Source organism: Bacillus sp. LQ01 (genome assembly GCF_057624735.1).
The window spans coordinates 1,467,380-1,483,557 of record NZ_JBYEZL010000001.1 but is presented as its reverse complement, the minus strand read 5'-3'; the positions used below and the strand labels follow the sequence as shown (position 1 = coordinate 1,483,557).

Annotated in this window: 15 protein-coding genes, 1 pseudogene and 2 other annotated features; of the genes and pseudogenes, 4 read left to right on the top strand and 12 right to left on the bottom strand. The window is 33.5% G+C overall.

Translation table 11 applies throughout. The features are described from left to right. Nucleotides 1-81: 81 nt before the first annotated feature. From AC22L0_RS07800 to AC22L0_RS07785, 4 genes are all read right to left on the bottom strand, one after another. Nucleotides 82-552, bottom strand: a complete 471-nt coding sequence (locus AC22L0_RS07800) for a DMT family transporter (protein WP_000579027.1) — start codon at nucleotides 550-552, stop codon at nucleotides 82-84. 16 nt (nucleotides 553-568) lie between these two features. Then, complete coding sequence (locus AC22L0_RS07795) at nucleotides 569-1,264, bottom strand: Crp/Fnr family transcriptional regulator (protein WP_000390197.1); 696 nt, start codon at nucleotides 1,262-1,264, stop codon at nucleotides 569-571. An 18-nt stretch (nucleotides 1,265-1,282) separates the two neighbouring features. After that, entirely contained in the window at nucleotides 1,283-1,708 is a 426-nt protein-coding gene (locus tag AC22L0_RS07790) for a DMT family transporter (protein WP_000676014.1), read from the bottom strand. Nucleotides 1,709-1,885: 177 nt separating this feature from the next. Beyond that, nucleotides 1,886-2,371 (bottom strand): DUF2798 domain-containing protein, encoded by a 486-nt coding sequence (locus AC22L0_RS07785; RefSeq protein ID WP_002103059.1) that lies wholly within the window; start codon nucleotides 2,369-2,371, stop codon nucleotides 1,886-1,888. Between the two features lie 208 nt (nucleotides 2,372-2,579). Between AC22L0_RS07785 and AC22L0_RS07780 the strand changes: the two genes are divergently transcribed. Next, on the top strand, nucleotides 2,580-3,182 hold the full coding sequence (locus AC22L0_RS07780) for a DUF2441 domain-containing protein (protein ID WP_001001048.1): 603 nt from the start codon (nucleotides 2,580-2,582) through the stop codon (nucleotides 3,180-3,182). A 21-nt stretch (nucleotides 3,183-3,203) separates the two neighbouring features. Beyond that, nucleotides 3,204-4,157, top strand: coding sequence for a nucleoside hydrolase (locus AC22L0_RS07775; protein WP_002196477.1), 954 nt, complete (start codon nucleotides 3,204-3,206; stop codon nucleotides 4,155-4,157). Nucleotides 4,158-4,303: 146 nt separating this feature from the next. On the opposite strand, the gene AC22L0_RS07770 is transcribed toward AC22L0_RS07775, so the two are convergent. Continuing rightward, on the bottom strand, nucleotides 4,304-5,170 hold the full coding sequence (locus AC22L0_RS07770; protein WP_001184099.1) for an MBL fold metallo-hydrolase: 867 nt from the start codon (nucleotides 5,168-5,170) through the stop codon (nucleotides 4,304-4,306). 155 nt (nucleotides 5,171-5,325) lie between these two features. Between AC22L0_RS07770 and AC22L0_RS07765 the strand changes: the two genes are divergently transcribed. Both AC22L0_RS07765 and AC22L0_RS07760 read left to right on the top strand, forming a co-directional pair. Continuing rightward, complete coding sequence (locus AC22L0_RS07765) at nucleotides 5,326-6,063, top strand: ZIP family metal transporter (RefSeq protein WP_000440616.1); 738 nt, start codon at nucleotides 5,326-5,328, stop codon at nucleotides 6,061-6,063. 135 nt (nucleotides 6,064-6,198) lie between these two features. Further along, nucleotides 6,199-7,899, top strand: a complete 1,701-nt coding sequence (locus AC22L0_RS07760) for a pyruvate oxidase (RefSeq protein WP_000467239.1) — start codon at nucleotides 6,199-6,201, stop codon at nucleotides 7,897-7,899. A gap of 227 nt (nucleotides 7,900-8,126) precedes the next feature. On the opposite strand, the pseudogene AC22L0_RS07755 reads toward AC22L0_RS07760, so the two are convergent. The 7 genes and pseudogenes from AC22L0_RS07755 to AC22L0_RS07725 all read right to left on the bottom strand — a co-directional run. Then, a pseudogene (locus AC22L0_RS07755) lies at nucleotides 8,127-8,429 on the bottom strand (hypothetical protein); the annotation flags it as partial. A 92-nt stretch (nucleotides 8,430-8,521) separates the two neighbouring features. After that, nucleotides 8,522-10,402, bottom strand: a complete 1,881-nt coding sequence (locus AC22L0_RS07750) for an FtsX-like permease family protein (protein WP_000897869.1) — start codon at nucleotides 10,400-10,402, stop codon at nucleotides 8,522-8,524. An 11-nt stretch (nucleotides 10,403-10,413) separates the two neighbouring features. Next, complete coding sequence (locus AC22L0_RS07745; RefSeq protein ID WP_000106426.1) at nucleotides 10,414-11,181, bottom strand: ABC transporter ATP-binding protein; 768 nt, start codon at nucleotides 11,179-11,181, stop codon at nucleotides 10,414-10,416. A 249-nt stretch (nucleotides 11,182-11,430) separates the two neighbouring features. After that, nucleotides 11,431-13,353 carry a threonine--tRNA ligase gene (gene thrS, locus AC22L0_RS07740; protein ID WP_000663093.1) on the bottom strand — a complete coding sequence of 641 codons (1,923 nt, stop codon included), beginning with the start codon at nucleotides 13,351-13,353 and terminating at the stop codon, nucleotides 11,431-11,433. 44 nt (nucleotides 13,354-13,397) lie between these two features. Continuing rightward, nucleotides 13,398-13,620 (bottom strand) — a binding site (T-box leader). 36 nt (nucleotides 13,621-13,656) lie between these two features. Then, nucleotides 13,657-13,880, bottom strand: a binding site (T-box leader). A 122-nt stretch (nucleotides 13,881-14,002) separates the two neighbouring features. Then, nucleotides 14,003-14,710, bottom strand: a complete 708-nt coding sequence (rluF, locus tag AC22L0_RS07735; RefSeq protein ID WP_001222170.1) for a 23S rRNA pseudouridine(2604) synthase RluF — start codon at nucleotides 14,708-14,710, stop codon at nucleotides 14,003-14,005. A 185-nt stretch (nucleotides 14,711-14,895) separates the two neighbouring features. Further along, nucleotides 14,896-15,516 carry a YdbC family protein gene (locus AC22L0_RS07730; protein ID WP_000925166.1) on the bottom strand — a complete coding sequence of 207 codons (621 nt, stop codon included), beginning with the start codon at nucleotides 15,514-15,516 and terminating at the stop codon, nucleotides 14,896-14,898. Nucleotides 15,517-15,731: 215 nt separating this feature from the next. After that, nucleotides 15,732-16,094, bottom strand: coding sequence for a hypothetical protein (locus AC22L0_RS07725; RefSeq protein ID WP_002061304.1), 363 nt, complete (start codon nucleotides 16,092-16,094; stop codon nucleotides 15,732-15,734). Nucleotides 16,095-16,178: the final 84 nt, after the last annotated feature.

The window sequence follows — 16,178 nt, the reverse complement described above, 5'->3', positions numbered from 1 at the left end:
TTATCCTCTCTCCTCATCGCTCACTTATTACTATCTAAATGTATAAGTTCTGACCATTCACACTTTTCCCCTTTATATCCTTTAGACACTATCCTCATTTATATGAATAGCTTTCTTATTCAAAAATAGATTTTTAAAAATTCCTACTCCCACAATTAATAAACCTATACCAACTAATTTATTTATTTGTAATGGAATGCTCTCCATTCCAAATAATCCAAATGTATCAATGCATAACGCAACAACCAATTGAGTAATAAGACTAATTAGCACCGTATATGCTGGACCTAGACTCTTTATTGCACCCATTATACAAATAATTAACCCGATACCAAACAGTCCACTTACATAAAACAAATAATTTGCAGTATACACTTTAATGCTAATACTGTTTTCTGTAATGATATAAAATAGAATAGAGCTAATGAGACCTATCCCAAGGACACATGTAGTCGTTAACCACTGCCCTACATTTTCATTTACTTTTGCATTAAAAACAGATTGTACGCTAATTAATATTCCTGCTAATATAGCTAAACTAAATCCAATCAAAATCTTCCTCTCCCTTTCATTGCTCATATATATTATCTTTAGCGACTTCCTTCATTCTAGAAAAATCTTTAATTACAATAACTCCATTACTCTTTTCAATTAGTTTTTCATTATAAAATCTTTGTAATACCCGAATTACGTGCCTATAACTTACCCCTATAAAATCTGCAATACTCGTTACTGAAGTTGCATCCAAATCCCCTTTATACATATTCCCGTTACTATCTGTTGAAATTGAAAGCAAATAACTAGCTACACGTACTTCTACAGGATAAAGTAAATTAAGAGCAGTAAAACGAGTCGATATTTTTAACGTGTTCGCAATGTTTTCAAGCAAGAACTTCATAAATATAGGATCATGTAATAACTTGTTTCTAATAACCGTATTAGAAATAGAGATTGCTACAACATCTGAACAAGCTTCAACGACATTATGCGCTTTGCTATTTTGAATTAATTCAATATCACCAACAATGGCCAATGGATTGATAAAGCGAAGAATTAGTTTCTTCCCTTCAGATGTAATCGTGTAAACTTTTACTTTACCTTTAACAACAAAATATAAACGATCCATTTCGTCATCTATATTGCAAATGAGCTCGTCTTTTTCAAAGTGATTTAATTGAAAATAAGCTGTATCTATTTCTGAAAAAACCTCGAGCGTTTTATTGGTTTTCAAATAATGCGTAATTAAACCTGATCTATCCTCCATATTCATTTCTCCTTTCATTTACATATTAAATACAACAATACCTATAATCATTATTATTGTTCCCACAATATGATATCTCTCCATCTGTATCTTTTTTATATGAAACAGTCCTTTCATTTCAATAACTGTTGCCGTTAACAATTGAGCAACCATAAGTGTGCCAGCTGTCAATGTAACTCCTAGTGCATATATCGCCATAGTTTCTGCACAAATAATGAATCCACCAAATGCACCCGCTGTTAAATATATTTTTTTCACACTCTTTAAATCCGTTATTTTCTCTTCTTTCTTTAACAAAAATACAGTTGTTGCAATAATGAATCCAATTAAATGGGTTATAATACTCGTCGACCATATACCGATATGTGAACTAAGTTTCGCATTAAAGGTTCCTTGAAGTGTTATAAATATCCCCGCAAAAACAGCAAATATAATACCTTTCAAAAAATCATCTCCTCATCCTTTATTTCTGACTTAATTAAAAACCATCATCCTATAATGGCAAAAGGACAAATGTCACATCACTATGAAAATAACTTGGAATGAACAAAAAAACACACCTCAAAAATGCGAGATGTGTTTATTTTTTATTATTTATATATAATGTTTTATAAATAAAAATTACGCTACATTAAAAGATTTCTTTTTCATAACAAACTTTGCAAATAAGAAACGTACAAGCGGTCCCATAATAATTAATTGTAATGGATATGCCATTATGAAATTTTTAATAAAAATCGAAAAATAAATGGAAACAAATGAATCTCCTTGTAGTCCACCATGTAAATACATCATAGCCATACCGAAAAATGACATAAAGAACACCATTCCAATTACCATAGTTGTCGCCATTGCAACGATAATATTTATTTTTTTAGATTTATCAAATGGCAATATGAATACAATTTTTTTCGCACAAGGTCCAACGATACATATTTCAATTAATAGTGCAATAATAAAGCCAATTAATAGTTCTAATGCAATCTCTTTAATATAAATTGGTCCTCCTGTTTCATTCATTAGTAAATTGTAAAACGTCATTACGATAACCATCCCAAGGCACATCATCATGCCAAATTGGAGGTTTTCCTTTCTTGTTGTTGGCAAATTTCATCATCCTTTCTCTTTGAGTCTTTGTCATTATATCGACATTGGAAACCCCTTCGTAAGTGAACATTTTGTGAACAAATTTAAAACGCTTTCATATTTTTTCCTTTCTACTCTAATTCTCACTTTTACTTATAGAGGTTATATATATCGCAATGTTGAATTACTAAATTTAACATTTCATTACATTATTACTAGGAGGACAACCATGAATGAAGCAGAATTTTACGCATATCACATCGTAACAAGGAAAAAAATGCATATCGGACAAATCATTCCTTTTAACAAAAATCAACACAATACTCTATATCACTTCTTTTTTGAAAGAGAACAATTAAATGCTAGTGGTGAAGATGGCATACAAATTTTAAATAAACACTATAAAAATAACGAATTACATATAAATAATGAAAATACTAAAGTAGTTATGAGTTATATGGATCAAACAATTAGAGCAGTTAGAGAAACAATTGTAGAAATGGTTAGACTACAAGAATTCCCTGAATACCCTTCCAGATTATCTTGCTTATATGCTGCTAAAAGCTATGAGGATGCTTTGAAATGGAGAGCGCTATTTGATTCTTACAATCGAGAAGTTTTACAGATTGTTAAACTACGAGTGATCGGAAGTTCTTTTGAAGGTGACGGGAATCTTTTACCGAAAGAAGATGGAATTCCTTTTTCTCAAAAAATCGAACAAGCTAGAGAGTATTGGAAAGGAAATATTAGAAATGAGCTTCCTGAGCTACTGATTAATGGAGAAATTGAAGTGGTGGAAATTATTGATGACTTTTCCTCAATTCATATTTAATTTCTAACTAAATCATATAGGATGGAGATTACAATGAAGAAAAAAGTGTACTTCAATCATGATGGCGGCGTAGATGATTTAATTTCATTATTTTTATTACTTCAAATGGAAAACATTGAACTTACGGGGGTATCTGTTATCCCAGCAGACTGCTATTTAGAACCCGCAATGTCTGCCAGTCGTAAAATTATCGATCGCTTCGGCAAAGGTAATTTTGCCGTAGCCGCTTCAAACTCTCGCGGGCAAAACCCGTTTCCGAAAGACTGGCGGATGCATGCATTTTATGTAGATGCTTTACCAATTTTAAATGAGTCTGGAAAAGTTGTAACACCCGTGACGGCAAAACCTGCGCATCATCATTTAATAGAAACGCTTCTACAAACGGAAGAAAAAACAACTTTATTATTTACTGGGCCCCTAACTGACCTTGCTCGTGCATTATATGAAGCTCCCATAATCGAAGATCAAATTGAACGCCTTGTTTGGATGGGTGGTACATTTCTTAAAGCTGGCAATGTACATGAACCAGAGCATGATGGAACAGCTGAGTGGAATTCGTTTTGGGACCCTGAAGCAGTGGCTCGTGTATGGGATGCAAAAATTAAAATCGACTTAGTGACACTAGAAAGTACAAACCAAGTTCCGTTAACTATAAACATACGTGAACAATGGGCAAAAGAACGAAAGTATATTGGTATGGATTTCCTTGGTCAATGCTATGCAATGGTCCCTCCTCTCGTTCACTTCTCAACGAACTCTACTTACTATTTATGGGATGTACTAACTACCGCTTTTGTCGGAAACACTAGCCTTGCAAAAACTGAAACGATTAATAGTATCGTTCATACATACGGACCAAGCCAAGGACGTACAGAAGAAACTACTGATGGACGACCTGTAAATGTCGTTTATGATGTAAAACATGATGTTTTCTTTGAATATATTACTGAATTAGCAAAGAAAGCTGCTATCTGAACCCCTATAAAGTGATATAACTTCAGATAACGAGCCCCAATTTTAAAAATTGGTTGTAACTAGATATTTAACTATTAAAAAGAGTATTGAATTAAATTTCAATACTCTTTTTGTGCAATTTAATTATATTTGATTAATGTAGTGTCTTACAGATTATTCATTTCATAACCATTGACAAAATACGTTATTGTTTCTAACTCATCTTCATTTAATTCTCTATCTAGCTCTTGTTTATACGCTGCCTTTATCTTCTCTTCATCGCCTTTATGAGCTTCTGTATATGTTCCTACTGTTTTTAGCAAATGAATTTCTTGTAAAAACTCTTCTCGATTTATAGCTGTCCCATGAGAAAGAATATATGTCTCAGCATCAAATTTTTCTAATTCATCTATTAATGCAAACGTTCTTTTCGTCGTATAGTTCCACTTCGAGGAAAAAATATCTGCATATATACAGTCCCCTAAAAATAATATCTTTTCTTCTTTTATGTACATAACAACTGAATCATGTGCATGATCTCCGCCCACATGTTTTAACACGCATGTCACCTCACCAAGATCTAATTCCATTTGATCCTGGAACGTTAAGGCCGGAGGAATAATGTTAATATTTCTCGCTTTTTCTTCAAACTCTTTCTTGATGCAATCCGCACAAAATTCAATTTCAGTACCCTCTTTTACGCGTGCATCCAACGCTTCATCTGTCCATTCATAAGATACTATTGTCTGCATTTCTTTTTTCGTTTCAGCGTGCGAAATAGTTAATGCATTCCGTAATACAGATAATCCAAAAATATGATCCCAATGCCAATGCGTTAGTGCTACAAAATCAGGATTTGATACATTTTGTTCTTTTAACATTTCTAAAAATAATTGTGCATGTTCTTCTGAATTCCCTGCATCGATCATTAACGTTTTTTCTTTTCCAACAACCATTCCTAATATAGGTCTATCTGTTTCAGAAACAGGTGTCATATACCAAAATGAGTTTCCTATTTTTTTAATTTGTTGCATAACCAATTCCCCTTTTCATTTCCTCACTTAAGTTTAATATATAGATTATAACGAATCACTACTTTTTTCTCTATACTCAAACACAATTACTTGGACTAATCTAACTTTTCTTTTCGTAAGCTAAAAATAAGGGAATAGAATCGGAGTGTGATACTATGGAACGTTTATGGATCCCAATGATTGTAACATTTTTTTCGTTCGGTGGATTACTATTAGGCGGTGCTGTTGGAGTAGCAACACGCCAACTCATTGAAGAAAAGATGCATCGTTTATACGCATTATGTGGCGGTATTTTGTTTGGGTTATTGTCACTTGAAATTATTCCTGAAACATTTTCAAGCTATGAAATGATTGGACCTATACTTGGTATAGCTATCGGTATTTTAGTTATGGGCTTATTAGATAACTATTGTCACCATCCAATGATACATAAAAAAGATCAACAAGCATGGCAAACCTTTCTTTTTCTCTCTTTCGCTATATTTATTCATAATATACCGAGTGGATTTGCGTTAGGTACAGCTTTTATAAATCATAATGACTCTGCCATTCCCTTTTTAATAGCAATCGTCGTTCACCATATTCCAGAAGGATTAGCTTTAATTATTCCATTTCTTTTTACAAAACATAAATATATTTCCTTTTTATTAACGACTTTATTACTTTCTCTTATTCTCGGTACTGGCACAGTTTTTGGCATTTTGATGGAAGGAAAAGCTCTTCACCTGCAAGGCCTCATTATGGGAAGTGCTATTGGTTCACTTGGATATGTCACAATTCATGAAATGCTTTGGAAAGCTAAGAAACAGCTCTCTTTCCTTACATTTCTAATGTGGGCAACTAGTGGTTTTTTACTAATAACAGTGTTCACTTTATTCGCTGGTCATCTTTAAAGTTGCTAAAGTGAAGCTTTTGTTCCTCCCACACTGATTCTTGGATTACAAATAACTAGATAAATTTCTTACTTGTATATTTTTCCTTTTTATTCAAAACATAATGTTATCTACCTATTATAAGGAGGAACAATTATGTTTGGGAAAACAGCAGGTGAAGCATTAGTTGATTTATTAATTGATTGGGGAGTAGAGCACATATACGGTATGCCTGGAGATTCCATTAATTCTATCATTGAAGCTTTAAGAAAAAAACAAGATAAAATTAAATTCATTCAAGTTCGCCATGAAGAAGCTGGTGCATTAGCAGCGGCTGCCTATGCGAAATTAACAGGAAAACTTGGCGTTTGTATGGCAATTGCAGGACCTGGTGCTATTCATTTATTAAATGGTTTATATGATGCGAAACTCGATAAAGCCCCTGTTCTAGCAATTTCAGGTCAAGTAGAAACCGATTTACTTGGAACGGACTTTTTCCAAGAAGTAAATTTAGAAAGAATGTTTGATGATGTTGCGGTTTATAACCAGCGTATTATGTCAGCAGAGCAACTACCTGCCGTAGTGAATCAAGCAATTCGAATGGCTTATACGAAAAAAGGTGTATCCGTTCTTACTATTCCAGATGATGTCCCGAAATTTGAAGTGAAAAATGGTGCCCGTGTTACAAATACTTCTTTTACTTTGCCTGAGTTGTTTCCACAAAAAGAAGATTTAGATGCAGCGAAACTCGCAATAAATGAAGCGAAAAAGCCTGTGATTTTAGCTGGAAAAGGAACAAAACATGCGAGAGAATCTTTACTTGCATTGGCAGAACAAATTGGTGCTCCAATCGTACTTACATTACCAGCTAAAGGAATTATTCCTGATGAACACCCTCTTTGTATTGGTGGATTGGGATTAATTGGAACGAAACCTTCTTATGAAGCAATGAAGCATGCAGATACTTTAATTATGGTCGGTACTTCTTATCCGTTCACCGGCTTCTTACCTGAAAAAGCAAAAACAATTCATATCGATACAGATCCTGCCCAAATTGGGAAACGTTATGCGACAGATATTGGTTTAGCTGGTGATGCTGATAAAACATTACGATGGTTAATTGAAAATGTTGAAGAACACACAGATCATTCCTTCTTAGAACAGCACCAAGAAATGATGAAAAAGTGGGAAGATAAATTACACGATCAAGAAGAAGACTCTTCCATTCCAATTAAACCACAACGCGTTATGCATGCTCTGCAGCAAGTAGCACATGATGACGCAATTCTATCAGTCGATGTTGGAAATGTAACAGTATGGACCGCAAGACACTTCCGTATGACAAACCAGCAATTTGTCATTTCTAGCTGGCTCGCAACACTTGGTTGCGGTTTACCTGGTGCTCTTGCTGGAAAAATTGCATTCCCGGATAAACAAGTATTTGCAGTTTGTGGTGATGGCGGATTTGGAATGACGATGAATGACTTCGTAACAGCTGTAAAATATAAATTACCAATCGTTGTCGTCGTATTAAACAATAATAAAATTGCGATGATTAAATTCGAGCAAGAAGTCATGGGTAATATCGAATTCGAAACAGATTTAACGAACCCTGATTTTGCAAAATATGCAGAGGCGTGTGGAGGTATTGGATACCGTGTTGAGAATTTAGATGAACTCCTTCCCGCTTTCGAAAATGCAGTAAAACAAAATAAACCGTGTATTATTGATGTAGTTGTAGATGCTAACGAAGCACCAATGCCAGCAAAAATCACATTTGGTCAAGCCGCTGGTTATACGAAGCATATGATAAAAGAATTATTTGAAGAAGGTAAGATTGATTTACCTCCACTTTAAACGAAAAAAGATAGCTGAAAACAATTTGTCTTCAGCTATCTTTTTTTATTTTTGTATCTCTTTATAAAAAGAAAAGTCATTCATAGTTGGTTGTACTTAAGACTCTTATTTTTTATCAAGAGTCTTTTTATTTAATTTCGCTTCAGTTAATACTATGTAATACTATGCATCTAAAAATCTTTATACATCTCGCTAACTATTTCAATTCTCTAAAGTTCGGATATACTTTATTTTATGAATGTATCGCACATCCACTTATAGAATTTTTCTTTCTCTTCAAATTGTGGATAATGAGCTGATTTCTCAAAAGTAATAAATTGTTTTTGATCTGCTTCTATCTTATCAAAATATGTTTTTGCTGCATGGAATGAAGTGTTATAGTCATATTTCCCCATAAGGCAATAAAACGGTAGCTTCATTTCAATCACCTTAGTAGGCAATGGATTTTTTTAATCCTTTTCTAATAAGACAGTTTGAGAATGTGATAATCCAACGTTATAACGAATTACGTCTAACAAGTTATATTCATTACAGAAAGATTTGAAAACATCTCGCATACACATTTTTATAAAAACACATAGAAAAGAGCCCTTGCTTTCAACACAAGGACTCTTTTCATAAACTATTTAGCTACCTCTTCTTTCGGCATTACCATACCTTTATAAAGTTGAACAGTTATCCAGTAATACATGAAATAAATGACTAAGAAGATTCCTATTGGCACCCATACTTTTACAAACGGGTCAACTAATATAAAGCTGAATAAGTTAAGCCCTACTAATACGTGGGAAATGCCAATGATCGCTGGGAAGATAAATAAATATGAAATTTCTTTATATATACTTTTCGTTAACATACTGCGTCTCACACCAATTTTTCGTAACATTTCATAACGGCGTACGTCGCGAGAAGCACCTGTTAATATTTTGAACATAAGGGAACTTGCCATCATTGCTAAAAACGCAATTCCGAGGAAAAATCCCATAAACATTGTTCCGCTCATGAAGCTGTTCATAAACTGATAAATTGTCATTTTCGTAAATAAGTCTACCTTTTCACCTGTTGCTTTTTCAATTTGTGCTTTTTGTCTCTTGTCTATTTCGATCAATAACGGTTTATATTTTTTCATATCATCTACTTTTGCTAATGTTACAGTATGTTCTGTTCCTTGAATCCCTTTATAATGCTCTTCGTCTGCAATTCTTACTGGTTTTCCGCTAAATTGATTATGCGTAATTTGTATCTCTCTTACAACTGCGTCTTCCCAATCCTTTGGCATATGAGGGAATTTTGCTAATTCAGGAGCCTCTAAAGCTGAATATACAGGTTCAGTTAAAGGTTCAGTCACACGTTTGCGAACAGGCTCTTTTAAAGTTTTTGTATCAAAATGGTCTGAAACAAGTGGCGGTTTCGCAGTTAAGTCGTTACGTAAATAATAAACCGCTTCTCCATCTACTTTATATTTGTACTTGCTTTCTTCAACAATTTCCATTTCTTTCAAGGCAGCTTTATCTTGATCATTCGGATCATGAATTACAACATCATATACACGAGAAAAGTCTGTCATAATACCTACATTTTTTTGGAACGCCATACCTGCCGTCATCGCACCTGCGCCTAATGCAATTAACATTGCTACAGTACCTAATACTCTCGATAAACTATTTACTCGAAAGCGTAGCTGTGCATATGTAAAACTATTTAGACCAGTTTCATTTCGTTTTTTATTCCCCTTAATTTTCATCACAAAAAATGGAAGTAATGAACTAAAGATAAAATATGTTCCAAGTGTTGTAACGATGGTTGCTATAATAAAACCTAATTCAGCATATATTTTTACATTGATCATAAAATAGTACCCTGTACTTACTAGTAATACACCAAGTACTGTCATTATTATAATGCGAGTTTTACTTTTCTTCACTTCATCTAGTGTTTCATCTTCACGAATTAACTCTAATTCAGTTTTACGTAACAAGCGGACACTGTTCATTAAGCCAGTAATGAAAAATAGTATTAAGAAGAAAATAACTGTGACTAAAATTGCTGGTGTGTATACAGATGCATAACTACCTTTTGCTGAAATTTCCATTCCATTCATTAAAAAGTTTCCTGCTACACTTGCAAGTAACATCCCTACTAAAATACCGATAATAATACTGACAATACCCATACCGAATGTTTCAATAAATAATAACTGTGCTACTTTTTTCTTTTTTGCACCAAGCATCATGTACATACCGAGTTCTTTTCTTCTTAATGTGAGCAAGAAAGAGTTGGCATATATAATATAAAATACAGTAATGAAAGATAATAGTATTGCACCTACCCAAAAGACGAGCCTTATACTACTAATTAGACTATTATCTTTTGTAAATTCACTATTCATCGCCATCGTTTGGAACATGTAGAAAATACTAATACTAATAACGAGGCCAATAAGTAAAACCATATAATCTTTTAACATCTTTTTCATACTATGACGTGATAATTTAAATAACATAGTTTCACCCCCTACTTAGACTCAGCAGCTGAGCCCATATGAGCGAGCACACCTAAAATGTCTTGATAGAAATTCTCTCGAGTACCTTGACGGTTTAATTCTTTATAAAGAAGACCATCTTGAATAAATAAAATACGCTCACAATAACTTGCACTAAATGCATCGTGTGTAACCATCAAAATACTTACATTGTGATTTTCATGTAAATCTTGCATCGCTTCTAATAAACTTTTTGCGTTTTTACTATCAAGCGCACCTGTCGGTTCATCTGCTAATACAATTGCTGGATTATGTACTAAAGCTCTTGCCGCCGCTGTTCTTTGCTTTTGTCCTCCAGAAACAGCCGTCGGATATTTTGTTAAAATTTCGGTGATGCCTAATTTCTTCGCAACGTCATTTACCTTTCCAGTAATCTCACTTGACGGTACGCCTTGCAAAGAAAGTGGTAAAGCTATATTTTCATAAATTGATAAGTTTTCTAGAAGATTAAAATCTTGAAAAATGAAACCTAATTTTTGAGAGCGAAAATCAGATAACGCATTGCCCTTCATAGAAGTAATATTTGTACCAGCTATCGTCACACTACCACCTGTCGCTTGGTCAAGTGTACTTATCACATTAAGTAAAGTCGTTTTTCCAGACCCAGAAGGTCCCATGATCCCGACAAATTCTCCTTCTTTAATACTTAACGATACACCCCTTAATGCTTTTGACTGATTCTCATTTCTTTTCCCATACGTTTTTTCTACACTTTCTACAGTAACTACATTTGTTGACATCTCTTTCACTCCATCCCTTTTGTATAAAATTAATTTCTCACATATTTCTTATTATTTTGTCATGTGAATTCTTAAGAATTTTTTAATTATTCATTCAAGAAGAGTTACACCTGTAACATGAACCTTTTTCCTACTTCATATTCTCATTTTTCTACAACTCGTTCCCTCGATTTCGCTTACATTTACCTTACATTTTTGTAAGATAAAAAAGAAAACACACTAATTGCTAATAGTGTGTTTTCTTTACAATCAATATTTTCTATTCTTTATTTCCTCTTCAATAGTTGCCACAAATACGTCTAGCGCAATAACTTCTGACTTCTCTTCCCCATATTTACGTACATTTACAGCTCCGTTTTCCATTTCCTTATCACCAATAACAAGAACATACGGTACTTTTTGCATTTGTGCTTCTCTTATTTTATATCCTAATTTTTCATCTCGTGCATCTTGTTCAACACGAACTCCAGCTTGTGCTAATTTATGTGCAATCTCATTGGCATATTGTTCATGTACTGCATTTGAAACTGGAATTACTTTCACTTGAACTGGTGCCACCCATGCCGGGAACGCACCTCCAAAGTGCTCAATTAATATTGCTAAGAAGCGATCTAATGACCCTAAAACTGCCCTGTGAATAACAACTGGTCTTTTCTTTTCATTATTTTCATCTATATAATTTAAATCAAATTTCTCTGGCATTTGGAAATCAAGCTGGATTGTTCCGCACTGGTGGCTTCTATTTAAAGCATCTTTAATATGAAAATCAATTTTCGGCCCGTAAAATGCACCGTCACCTTCATTTAGTCTATATTTATAATTTAGCGATTGTAATACATTTTCTAATGCCGCTTCTGCTTGCTCCCATAATTTATCATCACCCATTGAATCTTCTGGACGAGTAGAAAGCTCTACTTCATATTCGAATCCAAAAGTTTTATATACGTAATCAATTTGCGCCATTACTGATTTAATTTCATCTTCAATTTGTTTTGGAGTTACAAATAAATGTGCATCATCTTGGCAGAAAGTACGTACTCTTAATAATCCGTTTAACGCACCACTAAATTCATGACGATGTACTTGACCAAATTCACACATACGAATCGGTAATTCACGATAAGAATGCAATTTATTTTTAAACATAAGCATGTGCCCTGGGCAGTTCATCGGTTTTAATGCAAAACTTTTATTATCTACTTCAGAGAAATACATATTATCTTTATAATGTCCCCAGTGCCCTGATCTCTCCCATACTTCTTGGTTCATCATGAACGGAGTGCGTACTTCTTGATACTTATACTCTTTTTGAATTTCTCTTAAAAATGCTTCCAATTCGTTACGAATCATTTGTCCTTTCGGTAAATAAAACGGCATTCCCGGAGCCTCTTCAGAAAACATAAATAACTCAAGCTCACTGCCTAACTTACGATGATTTCTTTTTGCTGCTTCTTCAACGAAATGTAAATACTCTTCTAATTCTTTTTGAGAAGAGAATGCAACACCATATATGCGCTGAAGCACTTGGTTATTACTATCACCTCGCCAATATGCACCGGAAACGTGAGTTAATTGAAATGCTTTCAAATAACCTGTAGATGGTAAATGTGGTCCTCTACATAAATCTACAAATTCACCTTGTTTATATAGTGTTACACTTTCCCCACTAGGAATTGCTTCTAAAAGTTCTAATTTCAAGCGGTCGTTCATTTCTTGAAACAGTTTAGCTGCTTCTTCTCGAGAAACCTCAACTCGTTCTATCTTTATATTTTCATTTATGATCTTTTTCATTTCTTTTTCGATTTTTCGTAAATCTTCTATGTTTACACTACTTGGAAGATCCATATCATAATAAAATCCATTTTCAATAACAGGTCCTACTCCAAGATTTATATCACCATACAATCTTTTTACAGCTTGCGCTAAAATATGTGCCGCGGAGTGTCTTGCAATTTCTACCCCTTCATTTGAATCTATAGTAATGATTTCCACTTCCGCATTTTCTTCAATATTTCGGCGTAAATCATATAATCCATCATTTACTTTCCCCGCGACTGCTTTCTTTTTCAAACTACTGCTAATGGATCCAGCAATTTCTTCTAAAGTAACTCCATTTACAAATTCTTTAACGCTACCATCTGGAAATTTAATTTCAATCATTTGTTCTTTCATTTTTCATCTCTCCATTTCATAATAAAAAGCACACTCATCCCTAAAATAGGGACGAGCGTGCTTTTACCCGTGGTTCCACCCAGATTCCCATTGTAAATATACAATGGCTTCATTTACGGTAACGTCGTTTACACGGCACTAGATACTTCATTTCCCTAGTGCAGCTCTAAGGTGGTAAGTTATTTTTCTACGTTAGGAAGTTCTCAGCTTTCCTTCCTTCTCTGTATAACCGGGTAAAATAACTCGTGTCCTTTTCTTCGCTTATTATGAAATTGAATGCAAAAAAGCATATTCATCCCTAAATATAGGGACGAATATGCTTATATCCGTGGTTCCACCCAGATTCCCATCACAAAAAACATAATGGCTTCTTTTGCGATAACGTCGCATACACGGCACTAGATACTTCATTTCCCTAGTGCAGCTCTAAGGTGGTAAGTTATTTTTCTGCGTTAGGAAGTTCTCAGCTTTCCTTCCTTCTCTGTATAACCGGGTAAAATAACTCGTGTCCTTTTCTTTGCTTTTTGTAAAACATCCATTTATTGTTATTTAATATATCTTATTCATTTTATTTTTGCAAGTGTTTAAAAAAATTATTTATTTAATTTAAAAAAGTGAAACCAATTTTTTTTGGTTTCACTTCACAATTTTACCAATCTTGTGGTTCGTAATTTAAGTCTGCAAATAGACGTCTTTTCTCTTTCTTCGTTAAATCTCTCCACTGCCCAACTGGTAAATTATTCAATTCAATATTCATAATTCTCGTACGTTTTAACGTGTATACTTGATAACCTAAAGCTTCACACATACGGCGAATTTGACGATTTAGCCCTTGTGTTAAAATAATTTGGAACTCATATTTTGATAACTGTGTAATCTCACAAGGAAGCGTTTTTGTTCCTAAAATTTTAACACCCGCTGCCATTTTCTCTAAGAAATCAGGTGTAATTGGCTTATCTACTGAAACGATATATTCTTTCTCATGTTTGTTTTCAGCACGTAAAATCTCATTAACAATATCGCCATCATTCGTTAACAAAATTAAACCGTCAGAGTCTTTATCAAGACGTCCAATGTGACTAATTCGTAAAGGATGATTCACTAAATCAATAATATTACCTTTTACTGATTTTTCACTCGTACATGTAATACCTACTGGTTTATTTAAAGCGATATATACGTGATCTCGAGCAATTCGAAGCTGCTCTCCATTTACTCGTACATCATCACCTGGGTTCACTTGGTCACCAATTTTTGCAACCTTACCGTTAATAATTACTCTTCTCTCATTAATTAGTTTATCCGCTCCACGTCGAGACGCTTTTCCAGCTTCACTAATAAATTTATTGATACGCAAATTAGGCACATCCTTTTCTAAAAAAATTTCAAGCTCACACTGCTTCTACCGTACAATACAAAAGGGTAAGCCTCCTATTATAACTTAAATATATTAACATGAAAGGGTATATAACGTCTTCTATTAATTACTTGTTTATAAGAAAATATCTTTATTATACATTCATTTATGCACTTTTTCAGCGTTTAATATACAAGCCATTCTTCCTTACATACAGCTTGTTTTCCTTTTATCTCTTCTATCTCTTCATGAATATTAGCTAATTTATATAAACCTGGGAAAATCTCTTCCACATAATGTTGATGCGTCTTTTCATCTTTCCAATACGTTAACACTATGTAACGATTTTTATTTTTTAAAGACTTCCCAACTACTCCACCTAACATTCCTTTTGCTTTTTCCATTCCTTTATTCCAAATTGTTTCTTGCTTATGTAAAAAATGATTTTCCTTTTCCATCTTTACATCACATATAGCAACTCTTACGAATGATCCTTCTGTAACAACGTCTTTCAAATGCGTATCAGTTATATCATACAACGTTTGAAATAATTCAATTTCACATGAAAGAAACGTATCCTCTTGATTACTATTTAAATAAATTGTATCGTGAGCACCATTCATAAATGATTGATATGCACTTCTATCTTCCCATAAAGTAAATACACATGCCTCATCTTCATACCATCCACCAAATTGTCCATGAAACCCATCTAGGTGCCGTATATCACGCCATTTTCCTTGCGCATTTGAAAACAATTCCTTTTTCTCTTCTTCCACCTTACAGTAGATTGTTTTTAGTAGCATTTTTAATTCCCCCTTTAGCATATAATTTATCTTCTTCTCACAATAATTAGTTCACATAATATTTTTATAATCACCCTAATACTCTTTATAGACATATAGAACTAATCATATTTATCACTACATCTATCACTACATCTATCAAAACATCTATCGAATTTAATTTCAAATGATTCAGAATAAAAAAAGATGTAACTCTTAATGAATTACATCTTTAGCTAATCTCCCTTATTCATCTTTTTCTCAAATAAATAATACGTAATGTCTCCTGGATAATGTACTACTGTTACCTTCCGCTCCCCTTTTTTAAAACTAACAGTATGCCCGTTTTCCCCTAAGTTCTCCCATCCACTCGCCTTTGTAATCGGCATTACACTTATATATTGATAGTCCTCTTCCTTATCATCGTTAATATGAATTGCTGACATTGGTACTGGAAAACCTTTAATTTTAGATTCTTTATTCATAAATATGAATGCAATTACACCAACTAATAACATAGCCATTGAAATACTTGAAACTAGTTTTCTTCTATTCATTTTCACTAAAAACCCTCTTTTCTCACATATAACTTTCATCATTTTACTAACTTTAATTATTTATGTATAGAGAAGAAATAATTTTAATTATTTCTAACCTATTTTCTCTACTTAAAACAACATTAT